This window comes from Rhodobacter calidifons (genome assembly GCF_011174775.1).
Lineage (GTDB): Bacteria > Pseudomonadota > Alphaproteobacteria > Rhodobacterales > Rhodobacteraceae > Tabrizicola > Tabrizicola calidifons.
Map to the genome: position 1 here is coordinate 76,203 of NZ_JAANHS010000002.1, position 14,954 is coordinate 91,156.

The following is a 14,954-nucleotide window of genomic DNA, read 5'->3' on the forward strand; positions in this document are numbered from 1 at the left end:
CGTCCCGGGCGGCGGAATGGCAAGATGACGCGGACGGGCCACGCGAAAGGGTTGGCGCAGCGGCGATTCGGGTGCAGACTGTCGCGGTTGCAGTTGCCTGGGAGGAAAGCATGAGCCGTCATCTGGCAGACCATCGCGCCCGGAGCACCGGGGCCCGCGTCAAGCATTTCCTGCGCCTGTCCCGCACGCCACGGGAAACCTGGCAGCGGGCACGGGGCGCCTCGGGTGCTTCGCGGCTGGTCCAGTTCCTGCGGATCGAAAGGGGCCGGACCGCCTGACCTGTCGGCGACAGCCTGGCGTCAGGATCGGGCCGGTTTCAGCTTGTCGCGCAAGGCGGCAAGGATGTCGCGCAGATCGGCGATCTCGGACATCTGGAGTCCGGTCTTGGCGGCAAAGGCCTTCGGCACATCGGCCAGCTTCAGCGACAGGGCGCGTCCGGCTTCGGTCAGCGAAAGGCGGACCTGACGTTCGTCCCTGGTGTCGCGGCTGCGGGTTATCCAACCCGCAGCCTCCATCCGCTTGAGCAGTGGCGTGAGCGTGTTGGAGTCGAGCCGCAGTTCGGCGCCAAGCTGGCTGACGGTCATCCCGTCCCGCGTGCCCAGGGCCGAAATCGCAAGGTATTGCGGATAGGTCAGGCCAAGCGGCTGCAACAGCGGGGCATAGGCTGCGTGGACCGCATGGGCGGTCGAATGCAGCGCAAAGCAGAGCATGTCCGACGGAGCAATGGCCATGCCGGATGATAGATCGCAGGCGATATAATTTCAAGCTCCTTGCGCCGCAGCGTTGACCGGTATGGTGGAGTGTCCTATAAATCGTAAACGATTAAATCGCACAAGATGGAGAACTGGATGGCAGTCGATGTGAAATACTGGACCGAAGCAAAGGCGACGGGCGGCGGACGGAACGGGGTTGCCTCGTTGGCGAACGGTCAGCTGACGGTGACGCACGCCAGCCCGAAGGAACTGGGCGGTTCGGGCCTGGGCCACAATCCGGAAGAGCTGCTCGCCCTGGGCTACAGCGCCTGCTATCTGGGCGCGATGCGCTTTGCGGCCAGCAGCGAGAAGCTGGGCACCGTGCCGGACACGGCGACGGTGACGGCACATGTCGGGATCGGCGGCCGGTCGGACGGTGGCTTCGGGCTGAAGGTGCGGCTGGTGGTCAGCATGCCGGGGGTCGACCGGGCGGTTGCCGAGAAGATCGCCGAGCGTGGCCACTTCATCTGCCCCTACTCTCATGCGACCAGGGGAAACATCGAGGTTGAAACCGAGATTGCCTGAAGCGGGCCAGTGCCGGGTGCCGGGCCTATCACCCTATGCGCTCGTCCCGCCCGCGCCGGTCTGAGGCTGGTCGGCAGGGGAAACAGCAGGCGCAACGGCCTCATCGGTCAGCGTAAACGCCACCGCGAGACTGCCAATCAGCATTTCTCCGCCGTCTTCAACCATGCCAAGTGCCTGCTGTGCAACGGTTCCGAACAGGTCGGTCCCTGTCAGATGGGACAGGAGAGAGTGAAGGGCATCGACGCCCACGCCGAAGAAGCCCAGAGCCAGAACGATCATCAGATACCGCCAGTTCATCCGCAGCGTCGGCGCGCCGGGCCCTCAGGACCGGACCAGCTTTTCGTATTCGGTCGCGACACGGCGGGTGAGTTCGCCCACCTCGAACATGTACTCGCCGATCTGACCCACAGGGGTCACCTCGGCGGCGGTGCCGGTGAGCCAGCACTGTTCGAAGGTCGCCAGTTCCTCGGGCAGGATGTGGCGTTCGTGCACCTTGATCTGCATGTCGCGCAGCATCTGGATCACCGTCTGCCGCGTGATGCCGTTCAGGATGCAGTCGGGGTCCGGGGTGTGGACCTCTCCGTCCCGCACGAAGAAGATGTTGGCCCCGGTCGCCTCGGCCACATAGCCGCGATAGTCGTAGAACAGAGCGTCCGAGCAGCCCTTGGCCATCGCGGCGTGTTTCGACATGGTGCAGATCATGTAGAGGCCCGCGGCCTTGGCGGCGGTGGGGATGGTTTCGGGCGAGGGGCGCTTCCATTTAGCGATGTCGAGTTTCGCGCCCTTCATCTTGGCGTCGCCGTAGTAGGCGCCCCAGGACCAGCAGGCGATGGCAAGGCGGACAGGGTTGCCGAGGGACGCGACACCCATCTCTTCCCCCGCGCCGCGGAAGGCGACGGCGCGGACGTAGGCGTCGGTCAGGCCATTGGCCTTCAGCACCTCTTCCTTGGCGGCGTCGATCTGTTCGGCGGTGTAGGGGATCGGCATGTCCAGAAGCTCGCCTGAGCGCAGAAGGCGCAGCGAGTGTTCGTGGCCCTTGAAGATCTTGCCATTGTAGCAGCGTTCGCCTTCGAAGACGGAGGAGGCATAGTGCAGCGCGTGGGTCAGGATGTGGACATTCGCGGAGCGCCAGTCCACCAGCTTGCCATCCATCCAGATGAACCCGTCGCGATCGTCATAGCCTGCCATTTGACCCTCCAGCTTTGCGAAAGTTGCGCCAGAAAGGTCCGTATCGGACAGATTCTTGCGCCAAATCGGCTGAGGGTTACGGGTTCGTGCTTGGAAAGTCAACAAGGCTGACGTAAATTCCGGGAAAAGGAGAGCGCGATGGCCGAGACACCGGGTGGCGAGAACCTGCTGTTCCTGACGGATGAACAGCTGCGGAAGGGCATCGAGGCGATGTTCTTCGCCTATCGCGGGTTCACGGCCGACCCGGACCGGATCCTGGAAGGCATGAACTATGGCCGGGCGCATCACCGGGCGATTCATTTCATCCATCGCTCGCCCGGGACCACGGTTTCGAACCTCCTGTCGATCCTGGGTGTTACAAAGCAGTCGTTGAATCGTGTGTTGCGCACCCTGATCGAGGATGGCCTTGTTCGCAGTGAAAAGGGCAAGGTGGATGCGCGGGAGCGGCATCTGCATCTGACGGACAAGGGACTGATGCTGGAACGGGAATTGTCGGACGCGCAAAGGGCGCGGATGCGGGCGGCATATCGCGCGGCGGGGCCGCAGGCGGTTGCGGGCTTCCGGCAGGTGCTGGAGGCGATGATGGACCCGGAGATGCGGCGCCAGTACAACCGGCTGAAGGAGGGGGGCTGATGGTTCCGGACGCTCATCTGCTGATCGTCGATGATGACGAGCGTATCCGGGGGCTGTTGCAGAAGTTCCTGATCCGCAACGGATTTCTGGTATCTGTCGCGCGGGATGCGGCGCAGGCGCGGAAGATCCTCGGCGGGCTGGAGTTCGACCTGATTGTCCTGGATGTGATGATGCCGGGCGAGGACGGGGTGACGCTGACGCGCGAGTTGCGCAAGCGGATGCAGACGCCGATCCTGCTGTTGACCGCCCGGGGCGAGACGGCGAACCGGATCGAGGGGCTGGAGGCGGGGGCGGACGACTACCTTGTGAAACCCTTCGAGCCGAAGGAGTTGCTGTTGCGGATCAACGCGATCCTGCGGCGCGTCCCGGCGGCCAAGGCCGCCGAGCCCGTGCGGCAATTCCTGCACATGGGCGCGGTGCGCTATGATCTGGACCGGGGCGAGATGTGGCGCGGGGAGGTTCCGGTGCGGCTGACGGCGACCGAGGCGGCGCTGATGCGGATCTTTGCCGCGCAGCCGGGGGTGCCGCTGAGCCGCGAGAAGCTGGTGGCCGACCAGGGCGAGGACGCGGCGCAGGAGCGTGCGGTGGACGTGCAGATCACGCGCCTGCGGCGCAAGATCGAGGACGACCCGAAGGCCCCGCGCTATCTCCAGACTGTGCGCGGCGAGGGCTATATGTTGCAGCCGGATTGACCTGTGGCTGCCCCCGGGGCGCTGCCCCGGACCCCGGGATATTTTTGGACAGATGAAAGGGCAGCGCGTGCTTGTCTTCAACTCTGATGCCTTTGCCGGCCATGCGACCCCGCCAGGACATCCCGAACGGCTGGACCGGCTGGCGGCGGTGGAGCGGGGGCTGGTCGGACTGGCGGTCGAGCGGCGGGACTGTCCGCCGGGGGACGAGGCCGATGTCCTGCGCTGTCATCCGGGCGCCTATCTGGCGCGGGTAAAGGCCGCGGTCCCGCGCGAGGGCTGGGTGCAGCTGGACGGGGACACGTTCCTGTCGCCGGGGTCGTATCAGGCGGCGATGCGGGCGGTGGGCGGGATCTGTGCGGCTGTGGATGCGGTGCTGCGCGGGGAGGCGATGACGGCCTTCGTGGCCGGGCGCCCCCCCGGGCACCATGCCGAGCGCGAGACGGCGATGGGGTTCTGTCTGTTCGGAACCGTGGCCATCGGGGCGAAGCGGGCGCTGGATCATCACGGGCTGTCGCGTGTCGCCATCGTGGATTTCGACGTGCATCACGGCAACGGGACGCAGGATCTGTTGTGGGACGAGGGGCGGTGTCTGTTCGTCTCCAGCCACCAGATGCCCCTGTATCCCGGGACCGGGCGGCCCGAGGAGCGGGGGGCGCATGGGCAGGTGCTGAACGTGCCGCTGCGGGCGGGCTCGGGCGGCAAGGCGATGCGCGAGGTCTATGAGGGTGCGGTTTTCCCGGCGCTGGAGCGGTGGAAACCCGAGTTGCTGCTCATATCCGCGGGCTTCGATGCCCATGCCGACGATCCGCTGGCCGGGCTGGAATGGCAGGCGGAGGACTATCGCTGGCTGACCGACCGGCTGTGCGATTTCGCGGGGGGGCGGGTGGTGTCCTCGCTGGAGGGGGGCTATGATCTGGACGCGCTGGCGGCAAGCGTCGCGGCGCATGTGGGCGCGATGGAGGAGCGGGGCCGATGAGCGACAAGGCCGTTGAAAAGGCCGTTGAGGCGATGAGTTTCGAGGAGGCGATGGCCGCGCTGGAGCAGGTCGTGGGCGCCCTGGAGCGCGGCGAGGTGCCGCTGGAGCAGTCGATCGCGCTGTATGAACGCGGGGCAGCGCTGAAGGCGCATTGTGCGAAGAAGCTGGCCGAGGCCGAGGAGAAGGTGGAGCTGATCCGGGCGCAGGAAGGCCGGGCGGTGGGCACGACTCCGGCGGAGGGGATGTGAATTTCTCGCAGAGGCTGGCGGCGGATGCCGGGCTGATTGAGGCTCGGTTGTTGTCTGCCTTGGAAGGGCGCGCGGACCAGCCGGTGACGCAGGCGATGCGTTATGCGGTCCGGGGCGGCAAGCGGCTGCGCGGGTTTCTGGTGCTGGAAGGCGCGCGGATGCTGGGGGTTCCCGAGGCCCGGGCGGTGAGTGCGGCGGCGGCCATCGAGGCCCTGCATGCCTATTCGCTGGTGCATGACGATCTGCCCTGCATGGACGACGACGACCTGCGGCGGGGACAGCCGACCGTGCACAGGAAGTGGGACGAGGCGACGGCGGTGCTGGCGGGGGACGCGCTTCAGACGCTGGCCTTCGAGCTGTTGTGCGATCCGGCGCTGGGGTCGGCCGAGGTGCGGATGGCGTTGGTTGCGGGGCTGGCGAAGGCCTCGGGGATCGACGGGATGGTTCTGGGTCAGGCGCTGGACATCGCGGCGGAAACAGTGGGGCGCGCGCTGACGCTGGAGGAGATCACGGCATTGCAGGCAGGCAAGACCGGGGCGCTGATCGGCTTTGCGGCCGAGGCGGGGGCCGTGATTGCGGGGGCGGACCCTGACCCCCTGCGGCGATATGCGGCGGCGCTGGGGCTGGCCTTTCAGATCGCGGACGACCTTCTGGACGTGACCGGCGACGAGGTACAGGCCGGCAAGCGGCTCCACAAGGATGCAAGGGCAGGGAAAGCGACCTTCGTTTCGCTTCTGGGACTGGAGGGTGCACAGGCCCGGGCGGCCGCTCTGGTGGCCGAGGCCGAGGCGGCTCTGGCCTGCTACGGAGCGCGGGCGGACAATCTGCGCAGCGCCGCCCGATTCAGCATCGAGCGGCGTGCCTGATCTTCGGATTCGCGACAGGGTTTGTCCGGGTCAGGTCGAGGAAAGCCTTCCCTCCAGAGAAGTTACCAGCTTGCCGATCAGGGCCGGGTCGAACTGGACCGGCGCCTTTGCCGCAGGATCGGGGGCCAGCATCAGCACCTCGTCGAAGTCAAGAACAGCCTTTGTGGCAGAAGTCTTGATCGCAGGGTCGCGGCTGAAGACCAGGGTATCCAGCTTGCCGCGCGCTGCCATCAGCAGACCCCAGGCTTCCTGATAGTCGGCCACCGCGGTCGTGCCGGAAGGATCCAGTTTCCGCTGCGCTTCCTGTGCCGTGGCAATCACGGCATGAAGGATTTCCTGCTCGGTCGGCTGCAAGACCTCGAGGGTGCGCTTGATGCCGGTCAGCGCGGCAACATAGGCCGCGTCGATCGTCTTCCGGTCGCCTGCATTCTCGAGGTCGATCAGAAGGGGTTCGAGGTCGGGCGCTCCGGCCTTGGCCAGTGCCTCGCTGATCTCGGGAAAGGTTTCCTGGCGCGGGTGGGAAAAATGCGACCCCTCGGCGCTGACCAGCTGGTCGTTGCTGAACAGCGAACCCAGCAGCAGATCGTGTTCGATAGCGATCAGCCCGGTGATGAGACGGACCCGGTCCGCATCCATCTGGACCAGCATCGGCGCGTGGCCGCCGGGTGCAGGGTAGGCTTTCAGGATTACAGGCCCGGCGGCAAGGTCCGCCGAAGCCACAACCGGGAAGATGGCGACACAGAAGGCAAGCAGGCTGGCTGCCGCCCGGACATCAACATAACGACCGGAACACTCTTTCGCTTTCAACATCTCGCTATCGCTCCATGATCCGTGTTCGTGCGACAGGGTCGGCGACCGCTTGGGGATGTTGCCCGCAACCTGCGTACCGGACCCTCGGCTCGCCTGTGGGGCCTACCGGCGAATCTTGACGAGATTTCGGTTCCTGGATGAACAATTCAGGGCCAAAGCAGCGCGCGTAGCCTCATGTGCCCGCTGCCGGCCGTGCGGGCCGCCCGATGCGTCACCTTGGTGATTGCCCGATGCCCGAAATCCGTCTAGGTCGGGGAAAATTGCAGTCGATCGAGGATCTGGCGTGGCAGACCGACCCAAGACTCCTTTGCTAGACCGGGTGACGCTGCCCTCGGACCTGAAGGCGATGAGCGACCGGGAGCTTCACCAGCTGGCCGCAGAGCTGCGGGCCGAGACGATTTCCGCCGTGTCGCAGACGGGCGGGCATCTGGGGGCCGGGTTGGGCGTGGTCGAACTGACGGTGGCGCTGCACGCCGTCTTCGACACGCCGCGCGACAAGCTGATCTGGGATGTCGGGCACCAGTGCTATCCGCACAAGATCCTGACCGGGCGGCGGGACCGGATCCGCACGCTGCGGCAGGAGGGGGGCCTCAGCGGGTTCACCAAGCGGTCGGAAAGCCCCTATGACCCGTTCGGAGCGGCGCATTCCTCGACCTCGATCAGCGCAGCGCTGGGGTTCGCCATGGCGGCCGATCTGGGTGGCGACCCCGGCGATGCGATTGCGGTGATCGGCGACGGGGCGATGAGTGCGGGCATGGCCTTCGAGGCGATGAACAACGCGGGCCATCTGAAGAAGCGGCTGTTCGTGATCCTGAACGACAACGAGATGTCGATCGCTCCGCCCGTAGGCGCGCTGTCGGCCTATCTGAGCAGCATCTATGCCGCCGCACCCATGCAGGACCTGAAGCAGGTGGCGAAGGGGATCGTGGGCCTTCTGCCCTCGCCGCTGCAAGAGGGGGCGAAGCGGGCCAAGGAGATGCTGAAGGGCATGGCGGTGGGCGGGACGTTGTTCGAATCGCTGGGGTTCGAATATGTCGGGCCCATCGATGGGCATGATCTGGACCAGCTGCTGCCAGTGTTGCGGACGCTGAAGGCGCGGGCGACGGGGCCGGTCTTGCTGCATGTGCTGACGAAGAAGGGCAAGGGCTATGCCCCGGCCGAGGCGGCGCGGGATCGGGGACATGCGACGGGCAAGTTCGATGTGCTGACCGGGGTGCAGGTCAAGGCGGCGTCGAACGCGCCGAGCTACACCAAGGTCTTCGCGCAGTCGCTGATCGCCGAGGCGGAGCGGGACGAGAAGATCGTCGCGGTCACGGCGGCGATGCCGGACGGGACGGGGCTGGACCTGTTCGCGGGGCGGTTCCCGAGGCGGTGCTTCGACGTGGGGATCGCCGAGCAGCACGCGGTGACCTTCAGCGCGGGGCTGGCGGCGGGCGGGATGAAGCCGTTCTGTGCGATCTACTCGACCTTCCTGCAACGCGGGTACGATCAGGTCGTGCACGATGTAGCGATCCAGCGCCTGCCGGTGCGCTTTGCCATCGACCGGGCGGGGCTGGTGGGCGCAGACGGGGCGACCCATGCGGGGGCCTTCGACGTGGCCTTTCTGGCGAACCTGCCGGGCTTTGTGGTGATGGCCGCGGCTGACGAGGCCGAGCTGGTGCATATGGTGGCGACGGCGGCGGCGCATGACGACGGCCCGATTGCCTTCCGTTATCCGCGCGGTGAGGGTGTGGGGGTGGAGATGCCCGCGCGCGGGGTGCCGCTGGAGATCGGCAAGGGCCGGGTGGTCCGGGAAGGCTCGCGCGTGGCCCTCTTGTCCTTCGGGACCCGGCTGGCGGAAAGCCTGAAGGCGGCAGAGGCCCTGGGCCAGCGGGGCGTGTCGGTGACGGTGGCGGACGCGCGCTTTGCCAAGCCGCTGGACCGCGAGCTGATCCTGCACCTGGCGCGGGGTCATGAAGCGCTGCTGACGGTCGAGGAGGGCGCGATCGGGGGGTTCGGCAGCCATGTGGCGCAGCTTTTGGCCGAGAAAGGGATGTTCGACCGGGGGCTGAAGTTCCGCAGCCTGTTTCTGCCCGACATCTTCATCGACCAGGCCTCGCCCGAGGCGATGTATCGGGTCGCGGGCCTGGATGCCGGGCATATCGAGGCCAAGGTGCTTGAGGCGCTGGGCGTCGCGGTGGTGGGGAAACGGGCGTAGCTGCGGATCGCCCCGCATCCCTGATCGGGATCAGATCAGCGGCCGCTGCTCCTCGCGTTCCATCGGCAGGCCGGCGAGGGCGAACAGGCGCGCGGGGTCCGGCATGTTCAGCCGGCCGCGCCGCCAGACCAGAAGGCCCAGCGCGCGCAGTTGCGACACGGTGCGGCTGGTGTGAACCTTCGACAGGCCCAGCGCGTCGGCAAGTTCGTGCTGGCGGAAGGGCAGCGCAACGCCGTCCGGCGTGATCTCGCCCAGCGCCGACAGCCTTTGCCAGATCCGCGCCAGAGCCCAGGCGACACGTTCGGTCGCGTCGCGTTGGCCAAGGGTGGCGATGGTCTCGCCCAGAAAGTGCTCTTCGACGGCGGCGAGCCAGGTCAGGTCGTAGGCCCTGTCCGGCTTGTCGCGGAACAGGTCCCACAACCGGCTGCGCTGGAAGATGCAGACCCGCATCGGCGTGGTCGCCTGCACGCTGTGGCGCATCTCGCCCATGATCCCGGCCTGAAGGCCCAGGAAGTCGCCGGGGAAGACGAAGTTCACCACCTGGCGCCGGCCATCCTCCAGCTGGATGGAGCGGGTCGCGAAACCTTCAAGCACGGTGTAAAGCCGTTCCGACCGTTCGCCCTGCGCCAGAAGCGTCTCGCCGGGCCGCACCACCGCCTCGCCGGTCTTGAAGGCCCGCATGAAGGCGATCTCTTCGGGTGTGAAGGGCAGGAACATCCGCCTTTTCTGAAGCGGACAGGCGGCGCAATCGGTCATCTGCATCATTTCGGCCCTCGAACTTAACGCAGGTTAATGCGGACGGCCCGGAGTCCGTTCCATATGAGGTGTGGAAAACGCAAACCGACTGACATGCCTGCTGCTGGAGCCCGTCGCGCTGGTCGCGGAGGATCTGATGGCGATTGTCCAGGACGTGATGCCGGACACGCGGATGCTGGTCGCCGGATCGGCGGAGCAGGCGATGACGCTGTTGCAGGACGCGCGGGTGGACATCGCCTTCCTGAACCTGTCGCCCCTTGAACTGGCGCGCAGCGATCTGGTGCGACAGCTGGAGCAGACAGGTGCGACCGTGATCCTGCTGGGTCACGAGGCCGACGCGCTGGCCACGCGCCACCGGTTCCTGGAACTGCCCTTCGTCAGCTCGGCGATCGCCGCGGAACTGCGTGACGTCCTGGACCGGGTGCTGGGCCAGTCCTCGCGGCCGGGCGGCGGCAGAATGGCCTGACGCGGATCAGTCGCGGCGCAGGCCGTCCATCACCCGCACCAGCGCTTCGCTGATGCCGGGTTCGGACAGCGCATGTCCCGCCAGGGGAACCATTCTGAGCTCGCAAGCCGCCCAGCCGCGCGCCAGCGTCCAGGCCGAGTGCGGCGGGCAGATCATGTCGTAGCGGCCCTGGACGATGGTGGCCGGGATATGTTCGATCCGCTTGCGTTCGCGCAGGATCCAACCGTCGGATTCCAGGAAGCCCGCGTTCTGGAAATAGTGATTCTCCAGCCGGGCAAAGGCGCGGGCATAGTCCGAAGGGCTTTCGCCCAGGGCGCCTTCGTTCTGGATCGAGGCGAGCGCGTTTTCCCAGTTGGCCCATATCCGGCCAAAGCGGGTTTCCTCGACCAGGTTGCCGGAAAAGAGCCTGCGGTGATAGGCGGCGATGAGGTCGCCGCGCTCGGCCTCGGGGATGACATCGACAAAGCGCGACCAGAGATCGGGGAAGAAGGCCCCTGCCCCGCCGCCGTAGAACCAGGTCAGCTCGGCCCGGGTGGCCAGGAAGACACCCCGCAGGACCAGGTGCATCACCCGGTCGGGATGGGTGATCGCGTAGATCAGCGCCAGCGTCGCGCCCCAGCTGCCGCCAAAGCCGATGAAACGGTCGATGCCCAGGGCGGTGCGGATCGTCTCGACATCCTGCACGAGGTGCCAGGTGGTGTTGGCGGTTACGCTGGCATGGGGACGCGACCGGCCGCAACCGCGCTGGTCGAAGAGGACGATGCGGAAGGCGCGCGGGTCGAAATAGCGGCGCATGGCGGGGGAGCAGCCGCCGCCGGGGCCGCCGTGGAAGACGATGACGGGGATGCCCTCGGGGTTGCCGCACTGTTCCAGATAGACCCGATGGCCGTCGCCAACGTCGATCACGCGCTGATCGAAGGGGTCGATCGGCGGATAAAGGAATTCGACTGCGCGCTTTTGACCTGATCTCTGATCCATCTTCACCCTATATAGCCACGGGAAAGCCCGAAGTCGAAGGGCAATCACGGGACAGTCGGGAGACGACGATGACGGTTGACACTGTAGACCCGGCAGAGGTCGCCAAGTTCGAGGCCATGGCCGCCGAATGGTGGAACCCCGAAGGGAAGTTCAAGCCGCTGCACATGCTGAACCCCTGCCGGCTGGACTATATCACCAGCCAGATCGCCGCCGAGTTCGGGCGGGATCTGGCGGGGCCCGCGCCGTTCACGGGCCTGCGCATCCTGGACATCGGCTGCGGCGGCGGCCTTCTGTCGGAACCCATGGCCCGGCTGGGGGCCGAGGTGGTGGGGGCCGATGCGGCGGCGCGCAACATCCCGGTGGCGCGACTGCATGCCGAACAGTCCGGGCTGGCGATCGACTATCGCCACACCACGGCCGAGGCGCTGGCAGCGGCGGGTGAACGGTTCGACGTGGTGCTGAACATGGAAGTGGTCGAGCATGTGGCCGACCCGCTGGCTTACCTCACCGCCTGCCAGGAGCTTCTGAAACCGGGCGGGCTGATGATCTGTTCCACCCTGAACCGCAACCCCAAGTCCTTTCTGATGGCGATCATCGGCGCGGAATGGGTCATGCGCTGGCTGCCGAAGGGCACGCATGACTGGGCGAAGTTCATCACGCCGGACGAGCTGTACGCGCTGATCCAGAAGGCCGGACTGCGCCCGGTGGACCGCAAGGGGATGGTGTTCAACCCGGTCACCTGGCGCTGGAGCCTTTCGGACCGCGACCTGAGCTGCAACTACGTCACCGCCTCGGTCAAGCCCCAGGCGTGACCCCGGCTTCGGGCGGGAACCCGGTCGAAGGCGCGCGAGACATCGCGGATCAGGTCGGCCAGATTGTCGATGTCGGCCAGGCCGTGGCGGGCCGAAAGCTCGATCCGCCAGCGCGGAACGTGCAGCGGCACCTGCGGCGCCAGCAGCAGGCCGACCCGCGGTCCGGCGCTTTGCAGAAGCGCGGCCCGGGGCAGCGCGGTCAGGAATGGCAACAGCACCGGCACGAAGGGCGCGGCGGAGCCCGGGACACGCAGCCCGTCCGCCATCAGGTGATTCCGCAGCCGCAACGCCAGACCTTGCAGCTTGCGGCGACGGCGGCGTCCCTCTGGCCCGAAAACCATCTCGGCCGCCGCCAGCGCCGCCGCGGCGCGGTCCGTGGGCAGGAAGGCCGAGACCGGCCTCTGGCGGCGCAGGCGCTCTTCCGGATCGGGGTCGCGCCAGGCGGCAAAGCCTCCGGTCGTGCCGAAGGCGGGCGCAAGGTCGCCAAGGACCAGGTCGGCGCGGCCGAGGCAGGACTGGATCTCCATCACGCCGCCGCCGTCGGGACCCATCAGGCCGAAATCCTGCGACAGGTCAACGACCAGCACGGCGCCATGCTGGCGGGCCAGCTGGCCCAGAGCTGAAAGGTCCGTCAACCGTGCCCCATGCGCCGAAACCGCCGGTGCGACGATCAGCACGCGGCCCATGGTCGGCTGCCGGCAAAGGCGGCGCAACCGCCGCTCTGCCCCGTCCAAGGAAGCCGCAGGAAAGCGCTGCGGGCGGGCGCCGGTGGCACGAACCGTCTCGAACAGGGCGGAATCGACACCGGAATCGACCAGAGCCTCATCCCCCGGACCCATGACCCCGGCCAGCGCGATGCGGCTGGCATCCGCGGCCGAGGCGAAGGTCGCCGCGCCGGCCAGCGAGAGCGCGTCGGCAATCCGGGTTGCAAGTGCCTGTGCAGGATCCCCGCAAGGCTCGGCCAGCGCGCAACCTGGGCCTGACCGCAGGCGCAGGGCCAGCGGATCGCGCGTGGCAAAGTCGAGCCGGGGTTCCTGTTGGAACCTGGATATTTCGCTGCGGTCCCGCAGAAGGCCGCCGTCCAGGAGCCGGAGCAGGCTTTCGGCCTCGGCAGTGCCGGCGGGGAACGGGGTGGCCGAAGCGGGTCTGGGCATGGCGTCACCTCTTTCGGGTTCCGGAAACGGACTTGGGCGGCGGTCGCGGCGCCGCTTCGTTGTCCAGCCTCCGATCAAGGGGGAGAAATGCGCGTTAATTCCCCGTGAAACGCCCGGAATCCGTGAACTGGCGGGTCGAATGGCGCCAAAAACCGGAGAATCGGCGCCGGACACCGCCGGAACCACCCCGGTTTTCACGCGATTTCACGATTTTCTCGCGGGCACCAAGCGCCGGTCGCGGCAATTGACGAAGATTTCACGCAGACCCCTCGAAGGTCGTTGCGAACCACGAAACGCGATGACAAGCGGGGCAAAGGCGATGTTCATTCGGCTGATAGGGTTGTTCCAGGTGCAGGATGCAGACGGGCGGGATCACACGCCGCGCGGGGCAAAGGCCCGCGCACTCCTGGCGCTGCTCTGCCGGACACCGGGCCATTGCCGCCCCCGGCGCTGGCTGGAAAGCCGGCTCTGGTCGGACCGCGGGCAGGAGCAGGCTTCGGGAAGCCTGCGCCAGGCCTTGACCGAGTTGCGCAAGAGCCTTGGCCCGCTGGCCGTCCACCTGCACAGCGACCGGGACAGCGTGGCGCTGACCGAGGTCACGACAGACATCGATCGCGACCCGGTGGCGGCCCGGATGGCGCTGGCCGGCGGGCGCGAGTTCCTGGAAGGCAACGACGTGATCGACGCGGCCTTCTGCGCCTGGCTGACCGAGGAGCGGCAGCGTCTGGCCCGGCAGCTGGGCGGCGCGACCCTGGCTGAGCAGGTTCCGGGGCGCAGCCAGCCCTTCACCCTGCGCATCGGCGCGCTGCCCGAAGGCATCGGCGCCGACATGGCGCGCGACCTGGCTCAGGCGGTCGCGCGGCTGGCGGCCGAGCATCTTCTGCGCGATGGCGTCGCGGCCTTCGGATCGCCCGCGGCCCTGTTGCCGGACGGGCTGGATCTGGAGATCGAAGGCGCCTGGAGCCAGGACCGCGCCCATCTGAAGGTGCGGCTGGTTGCCCAGTCGGACCGCAAGACGATCTGGAGCCAGCGGCTGATCGCGACCCGTCCTTCCGCCGAAGAAGGGCAAGGCGCCGCATCGGCGCTGATCTTCGAGACCACCGACGCGCCGATCATGTAGGCTTGTCCTATGCCGGCCGGACCGGCTAGCAGGAGGACGGTTCCGGGCCGGAAGGGGGTGCCATGTCGATCACACGCTATTTCCGCGACTTTCCGGCCCGCAGCGGCGACAGGATGCTTCTGAAGATGGAGCATTATCTGGAAATCTACGACGAGATCTTGGCCGGCTGGCAGGGGCGTGATGTGTCGTTCCTCGAGATCGGCATCTACAAGGGCGGCTCGTTGCCGATGTGGCAGGGGTTCCTCGGACCGGCTTCGCGCCTGGTGTTCCTGGACATCGACCCGGCCTGCCGCGACCTGGCGCTGCCGGGCACCCTGGTCGAGATCGGCGACCAGGCGGACCCGGCCTTTCTGGACCGGGTAGGCCGGGACCATGGCCCCTTCGACCTGATCGTGGACGATGGCGGCCACAAGATGCATCAGCAGATCACAAGTTTCCGCCATCTCTGGCCCCGGCTGCGCGACCGGGGGCTGTATATCGTCGAGGACGTGCACACCAGCTACTGGCCGGGCTTCGGCGGCGGGTTCCGTGAACCGGCCAGCTTCATCGAATTCGCGAAGGATCTGATCGACCGGATGCATTCCTGGTACACCGAGGACGACGCGGGCTTTCCGCTGCATCCCCTGGCACGCGAGATCGGCGGCATCCGCTTTCATGACAGTCTGGTGGTCATCGAAAAGCGGCTGAAAGAGCCTCCGGTCTCGATTGCGGCAAGGAACGGTCAGGTCACGCGGTCGCGCAGGATCCTGGAGGTCCGGGGGCGGCGGTCGATCTTCTGAAC

General features: G+C 67.1%; 19 protein-coding genes. 12 read left to right on the plus strand and 7 right to left on the minus strand.

Annotation, left to right across the window (positions count from 1 at the left end):
- The first annotated feature begins 110 nt into the window (after positions 1 to 110).
- Positions 111 to 278 (plus strand): hypothetical protein, encoded by a 168-nt coding sequence (locus tag G8O29_RS02885; protein ID WP_166401725.1) that lies wholly within the window; start codon positions 111 to 113, stop codon positions 276 to 278.
- A gap of 21 nt (positions 279 to 299) precedes the next feature.
- On the opposite strand, the gene G8O29_RS02890 is transcribed toward G8O29_RS02885, so the two are convergent.
- Positions 300 to 731: a MarR family winged helix-turn-helix transcriptional regulator gene (locus G8O29_RS02890; RefSeq protein WP_166401726.1), complete on the minus strand. Its 432-nt coding sequence runs from the start codon at positions 729 to 731 to the stop codon at positions 300 to 302.
- Positions 732 to 848: 117 nt separating this feature from the next.
- Between G8O29_RS02890 and G8O29_RS02895 the strand changes: the two genes are divergently transcribed.
- Positions 849 to 1,277 carry an organic hydroperoxide resistance protein gene (locus G8O29_RS02895; protein ID WP_166401727.1) on the plus strand — a complete coding sequence of 143 codons (429 nt, stop codon included), beginning with the start codon at positions 849 to 851 and terminating at the stop codon, positions 1,275 to 1,277.
- Positions 1,278 to 1,310: 33 nt separating this feature from the next.
- On the opposite strand, the gene G8O29_RS02900 is transcribed toward G8O29_RS02895, so the two are convergent.
- Together G8O29_RS02900 and G8O29_RS02905 are read right to left on the minus strand one after the other, a co-directional pair.
- A complete protein-coding gene (locus G8O29_RS02900; RefSeq protein WP_166401728.1) occupies positions 1,311 to 1,556 on the minus strand; it encodes a hypothetical protein in 246 nt (81 codons plus the stop codon).
- A gap of 42 nt (positions 1,557 to 1,598) precedes the next feature.
- Complete coding sequence (locus G8O29_RS02905; protein ID WP_166401729.1) at positions 1,599 to 2,465, minus strand: branched-chain amino acid aminotransferase; 867 nt, start codon at positions 2,463 to 2,465, stop codon at positions 1,599 to 1,601.
- A gap of 138 nt (positions 2,466 to 2,603) precedes the next feature.
- Between G8O29_RS02905 and G8O29_RS02910 the strand changes: the two genes are divergently transcribed.
- From G8O29_RS02910 to G8O29_RS02930, 5 genes are read left to right on the plus strand one after another with little or no spacing between them, the layout of a single operon-like run.
- The gene (locus tag G8O29_RS02910; RefSeq protein WP_166401730.1) at positions 2,604 to 3,098 is read left to right on the plus strand and encodes a MarR family winged helix-turn-helix transcriptional regulator; all 495 of its coding nucleotides are present in this window, start codon (positions 2,604 to 2,606) and stop codon (positions 3,096 to 3,098) included.
- Positions 3,095 to 3,790 (plus strand): response regulator, encoded by a 696-nt coding sequence (locus G8O29_RS02915; protein WP_166402074.1) that lies wholly within the window; start codon positions 3,095 to 3,097, stop codon positions 3,788 to 3,790. Before G8O29_RS02910 ends, G8O29_RS02915 begins: the two co-directional genes overlap by 4 nt.
- A gap of 52 nt (positions 3,791 to 3,842) precedes the next feature.
- Positions 3,843 to 4,766 carry a histone deacetylase family protein gene (locus G8O29_RS02920; protein ID WP_166401731.1) on the plus strand — a complete coding sequence of 308 codons (924 nt, stop codon included), beginning with the start codon at positions 3,843 to 3,845 and terminating at the stop codon, positions 4,764 to 4,766.
- Positions 4,763 to 5,014, plus strand: a complete 252-nt coding sequence (locus G8O29_RS02925; protein ID WP_166401732.1) for an exodeoxyribonuclease VII small subunit — start codon at positions 4,763 to 4,765, stop codon at positions 5,012 to 5,014. The genes G8O29_RS02920 and G8O29_RS02925 overlap by 4 nt, the downstream gene beginning before the upstream one ends.
- Positions 5,011 to 5,880, plus strand: coding sequence for a polyprenyl synthetase family protein (locus G8O29_RS02930; protein ID WP_166401733.1), 870 nt, complete (start codon positions 5,011 to 5,013; stop codon positions 5,878 to 5,880). Before G8O29_RS02925 ends, G8O29_RS02930 begins: the two co-directional genes overlap by 4 nt.
- Positions 5,881 to 5,910: 30 nt before the next feature.
- Here G8O29_RS02930 and G8O29_RS02935 read toward each other — a convergent pair whose 3' ends face one another.
- The gene (locus G8O29_RS02935; protein WP_166401734.1) at positions 5,911 to 6,528 is read right to left on the minus strand and encodes a hypothetical protein; all 618 of its coding nucleotides are present in this window, start codon (positions 6,526 to 6,528) and stop codon (positions 5,911 to 5,913) included.
- Between the two features lie 445 nt (positions 6,529 to 6,973).
- Between G8O29_RS02935 and dxs the strand changes: the two genes are divergently transcribed.
- Positions 6,974 to 8,887 carry a 1-deoxy-D-xylulose-5-phosphate synthase gene (gene dxs / locus G8O29_RS02940; protein ID WP_166401735.1) on the plus strand — a complete coding sequence of 638 codons (1,914 nt, stop codon included), beginning with the start codon at positions 6,974 to 6,976 and terminating at the stop codon, positions 8,885 to 8,887.
- Positions 8,888 to 8,917: 30 nt separating this feature from the next.
- Here dxs and G8O29_RS02945 read toward each other — a convergent pair whose 3' ends face one another.
- Positions 8,918 to 9,604, minus strand: coding sequence for a Crp/Fnr family transcriptional regulator (locus tag G8O29_RS02945; RefSeq protein ID WP_242678855.1), 687 nt, complete (start codon positions 9,602 to 9,604; stop codon positions 8,918 to 8,920).
- Positions 9,605 to 9,779: 175 nt separating this feature from the next.
- Between G8O29_RS02945 and G8O29_RS02950 the strand changes: the two genes are divergently transcribed.
- Positions 9,780 to 10,109 (plus strand): hypothetical protein, encoded by a 330-nt coding sequence (locus G8O29_RS02950; protein ID WP_166401737.1) that lies wholly within the window; start codon positions 9,780 to 9,782, stop codon positions 10,107 to 10,109.
- A gap of 6 nt (positions 10,110 to 10,115) precedes the next feature.
- Here G8O29_RS02950 and pip read toward each other — a convergent pair whose 3' ends face one another.
- Complete coding sequence (pip, locus tag G8O29_RS02955) at positions 10,116 to 11,087, minus strand: prolyl aminopeptidase (RefSeq protein ID WP_166401738.1); 972 nt, start codon at positions 11,085 to 11,087, stop codon at positions 10,116 to 10,118.
- A gap of 68 nt (positions 11,088 to 11,155) precedes the next feature.
- Between pip and ubiG the strand changes: the two genes are divergently transcribed.
- Entirely contained in the window at positions 11,156 to 11,899 is a 744-nt protein-coding gene (ubiG, locus tag G8O29_RS02960; RefSeq protein WP_166401739.1) for a bifunctional 2-polyprenyl-6-hydroxyphenol methylase/3-demethylubiquinol 3-O-methyltransferase UbiG, read from the plus strand.
- Here the strand turns inward: ubiG and G8O29_RS02965 are convergent.
- On the minus strand, positions 11,866 to 13,053 hold the full coding sequence (locus G8O29_RS02965; protein ID WP_166401740.1) for an aminotransferase class I/II-fold pyridoxal phosphate-dependent enzyme: 1,188 nt from the start codon (positions 13,051 to 13,053) through the stop codon (positions 11,866 to 11,868). The two genes, ubiG and G8O29_RS02965, sit on opposite strands and share 34 nt — an antisense overlap.
- A gap of 298 nt (positions 13,054 to 13,351) precedes the next feature.
- Between G8O29_RS02965 and G8O29_RS02970 the strand changes: the two genes are divergently transcribed.
- Together G8O29_RS02970 and G8O29_RS02975 are read left to right on the plus strand one after the other, a co-directional pair.
- Positions 13,352 to 14,173 (plus strand): AfsR/SARP family transcriptional regulator, encoded by an 822-nt coding sequence (locus tag G8O29_RS02970; RefSeq protein WP_166401741.1) that lies wholly within the window; start codon positions 13,352 to 13,354, stop codon positions 14,171 to 14,173.
- A 62-nt stretch (positions 14,174 to 14,235) separates the two neighbouring features.
- Positions 14,236 to 14,952, plus strand: coding sequence for a class I SAM-dependent methyltransferase (locus G8O29_RS02975; RefSeq protein ID WP_207623638.1), 717 nt, complete (start codon positions 14,236 to 14,238; stop codon positions 14,950 to 14,952).
- Positions 14,953 to 14,954 lie beyond the last annotated feature (2 nt).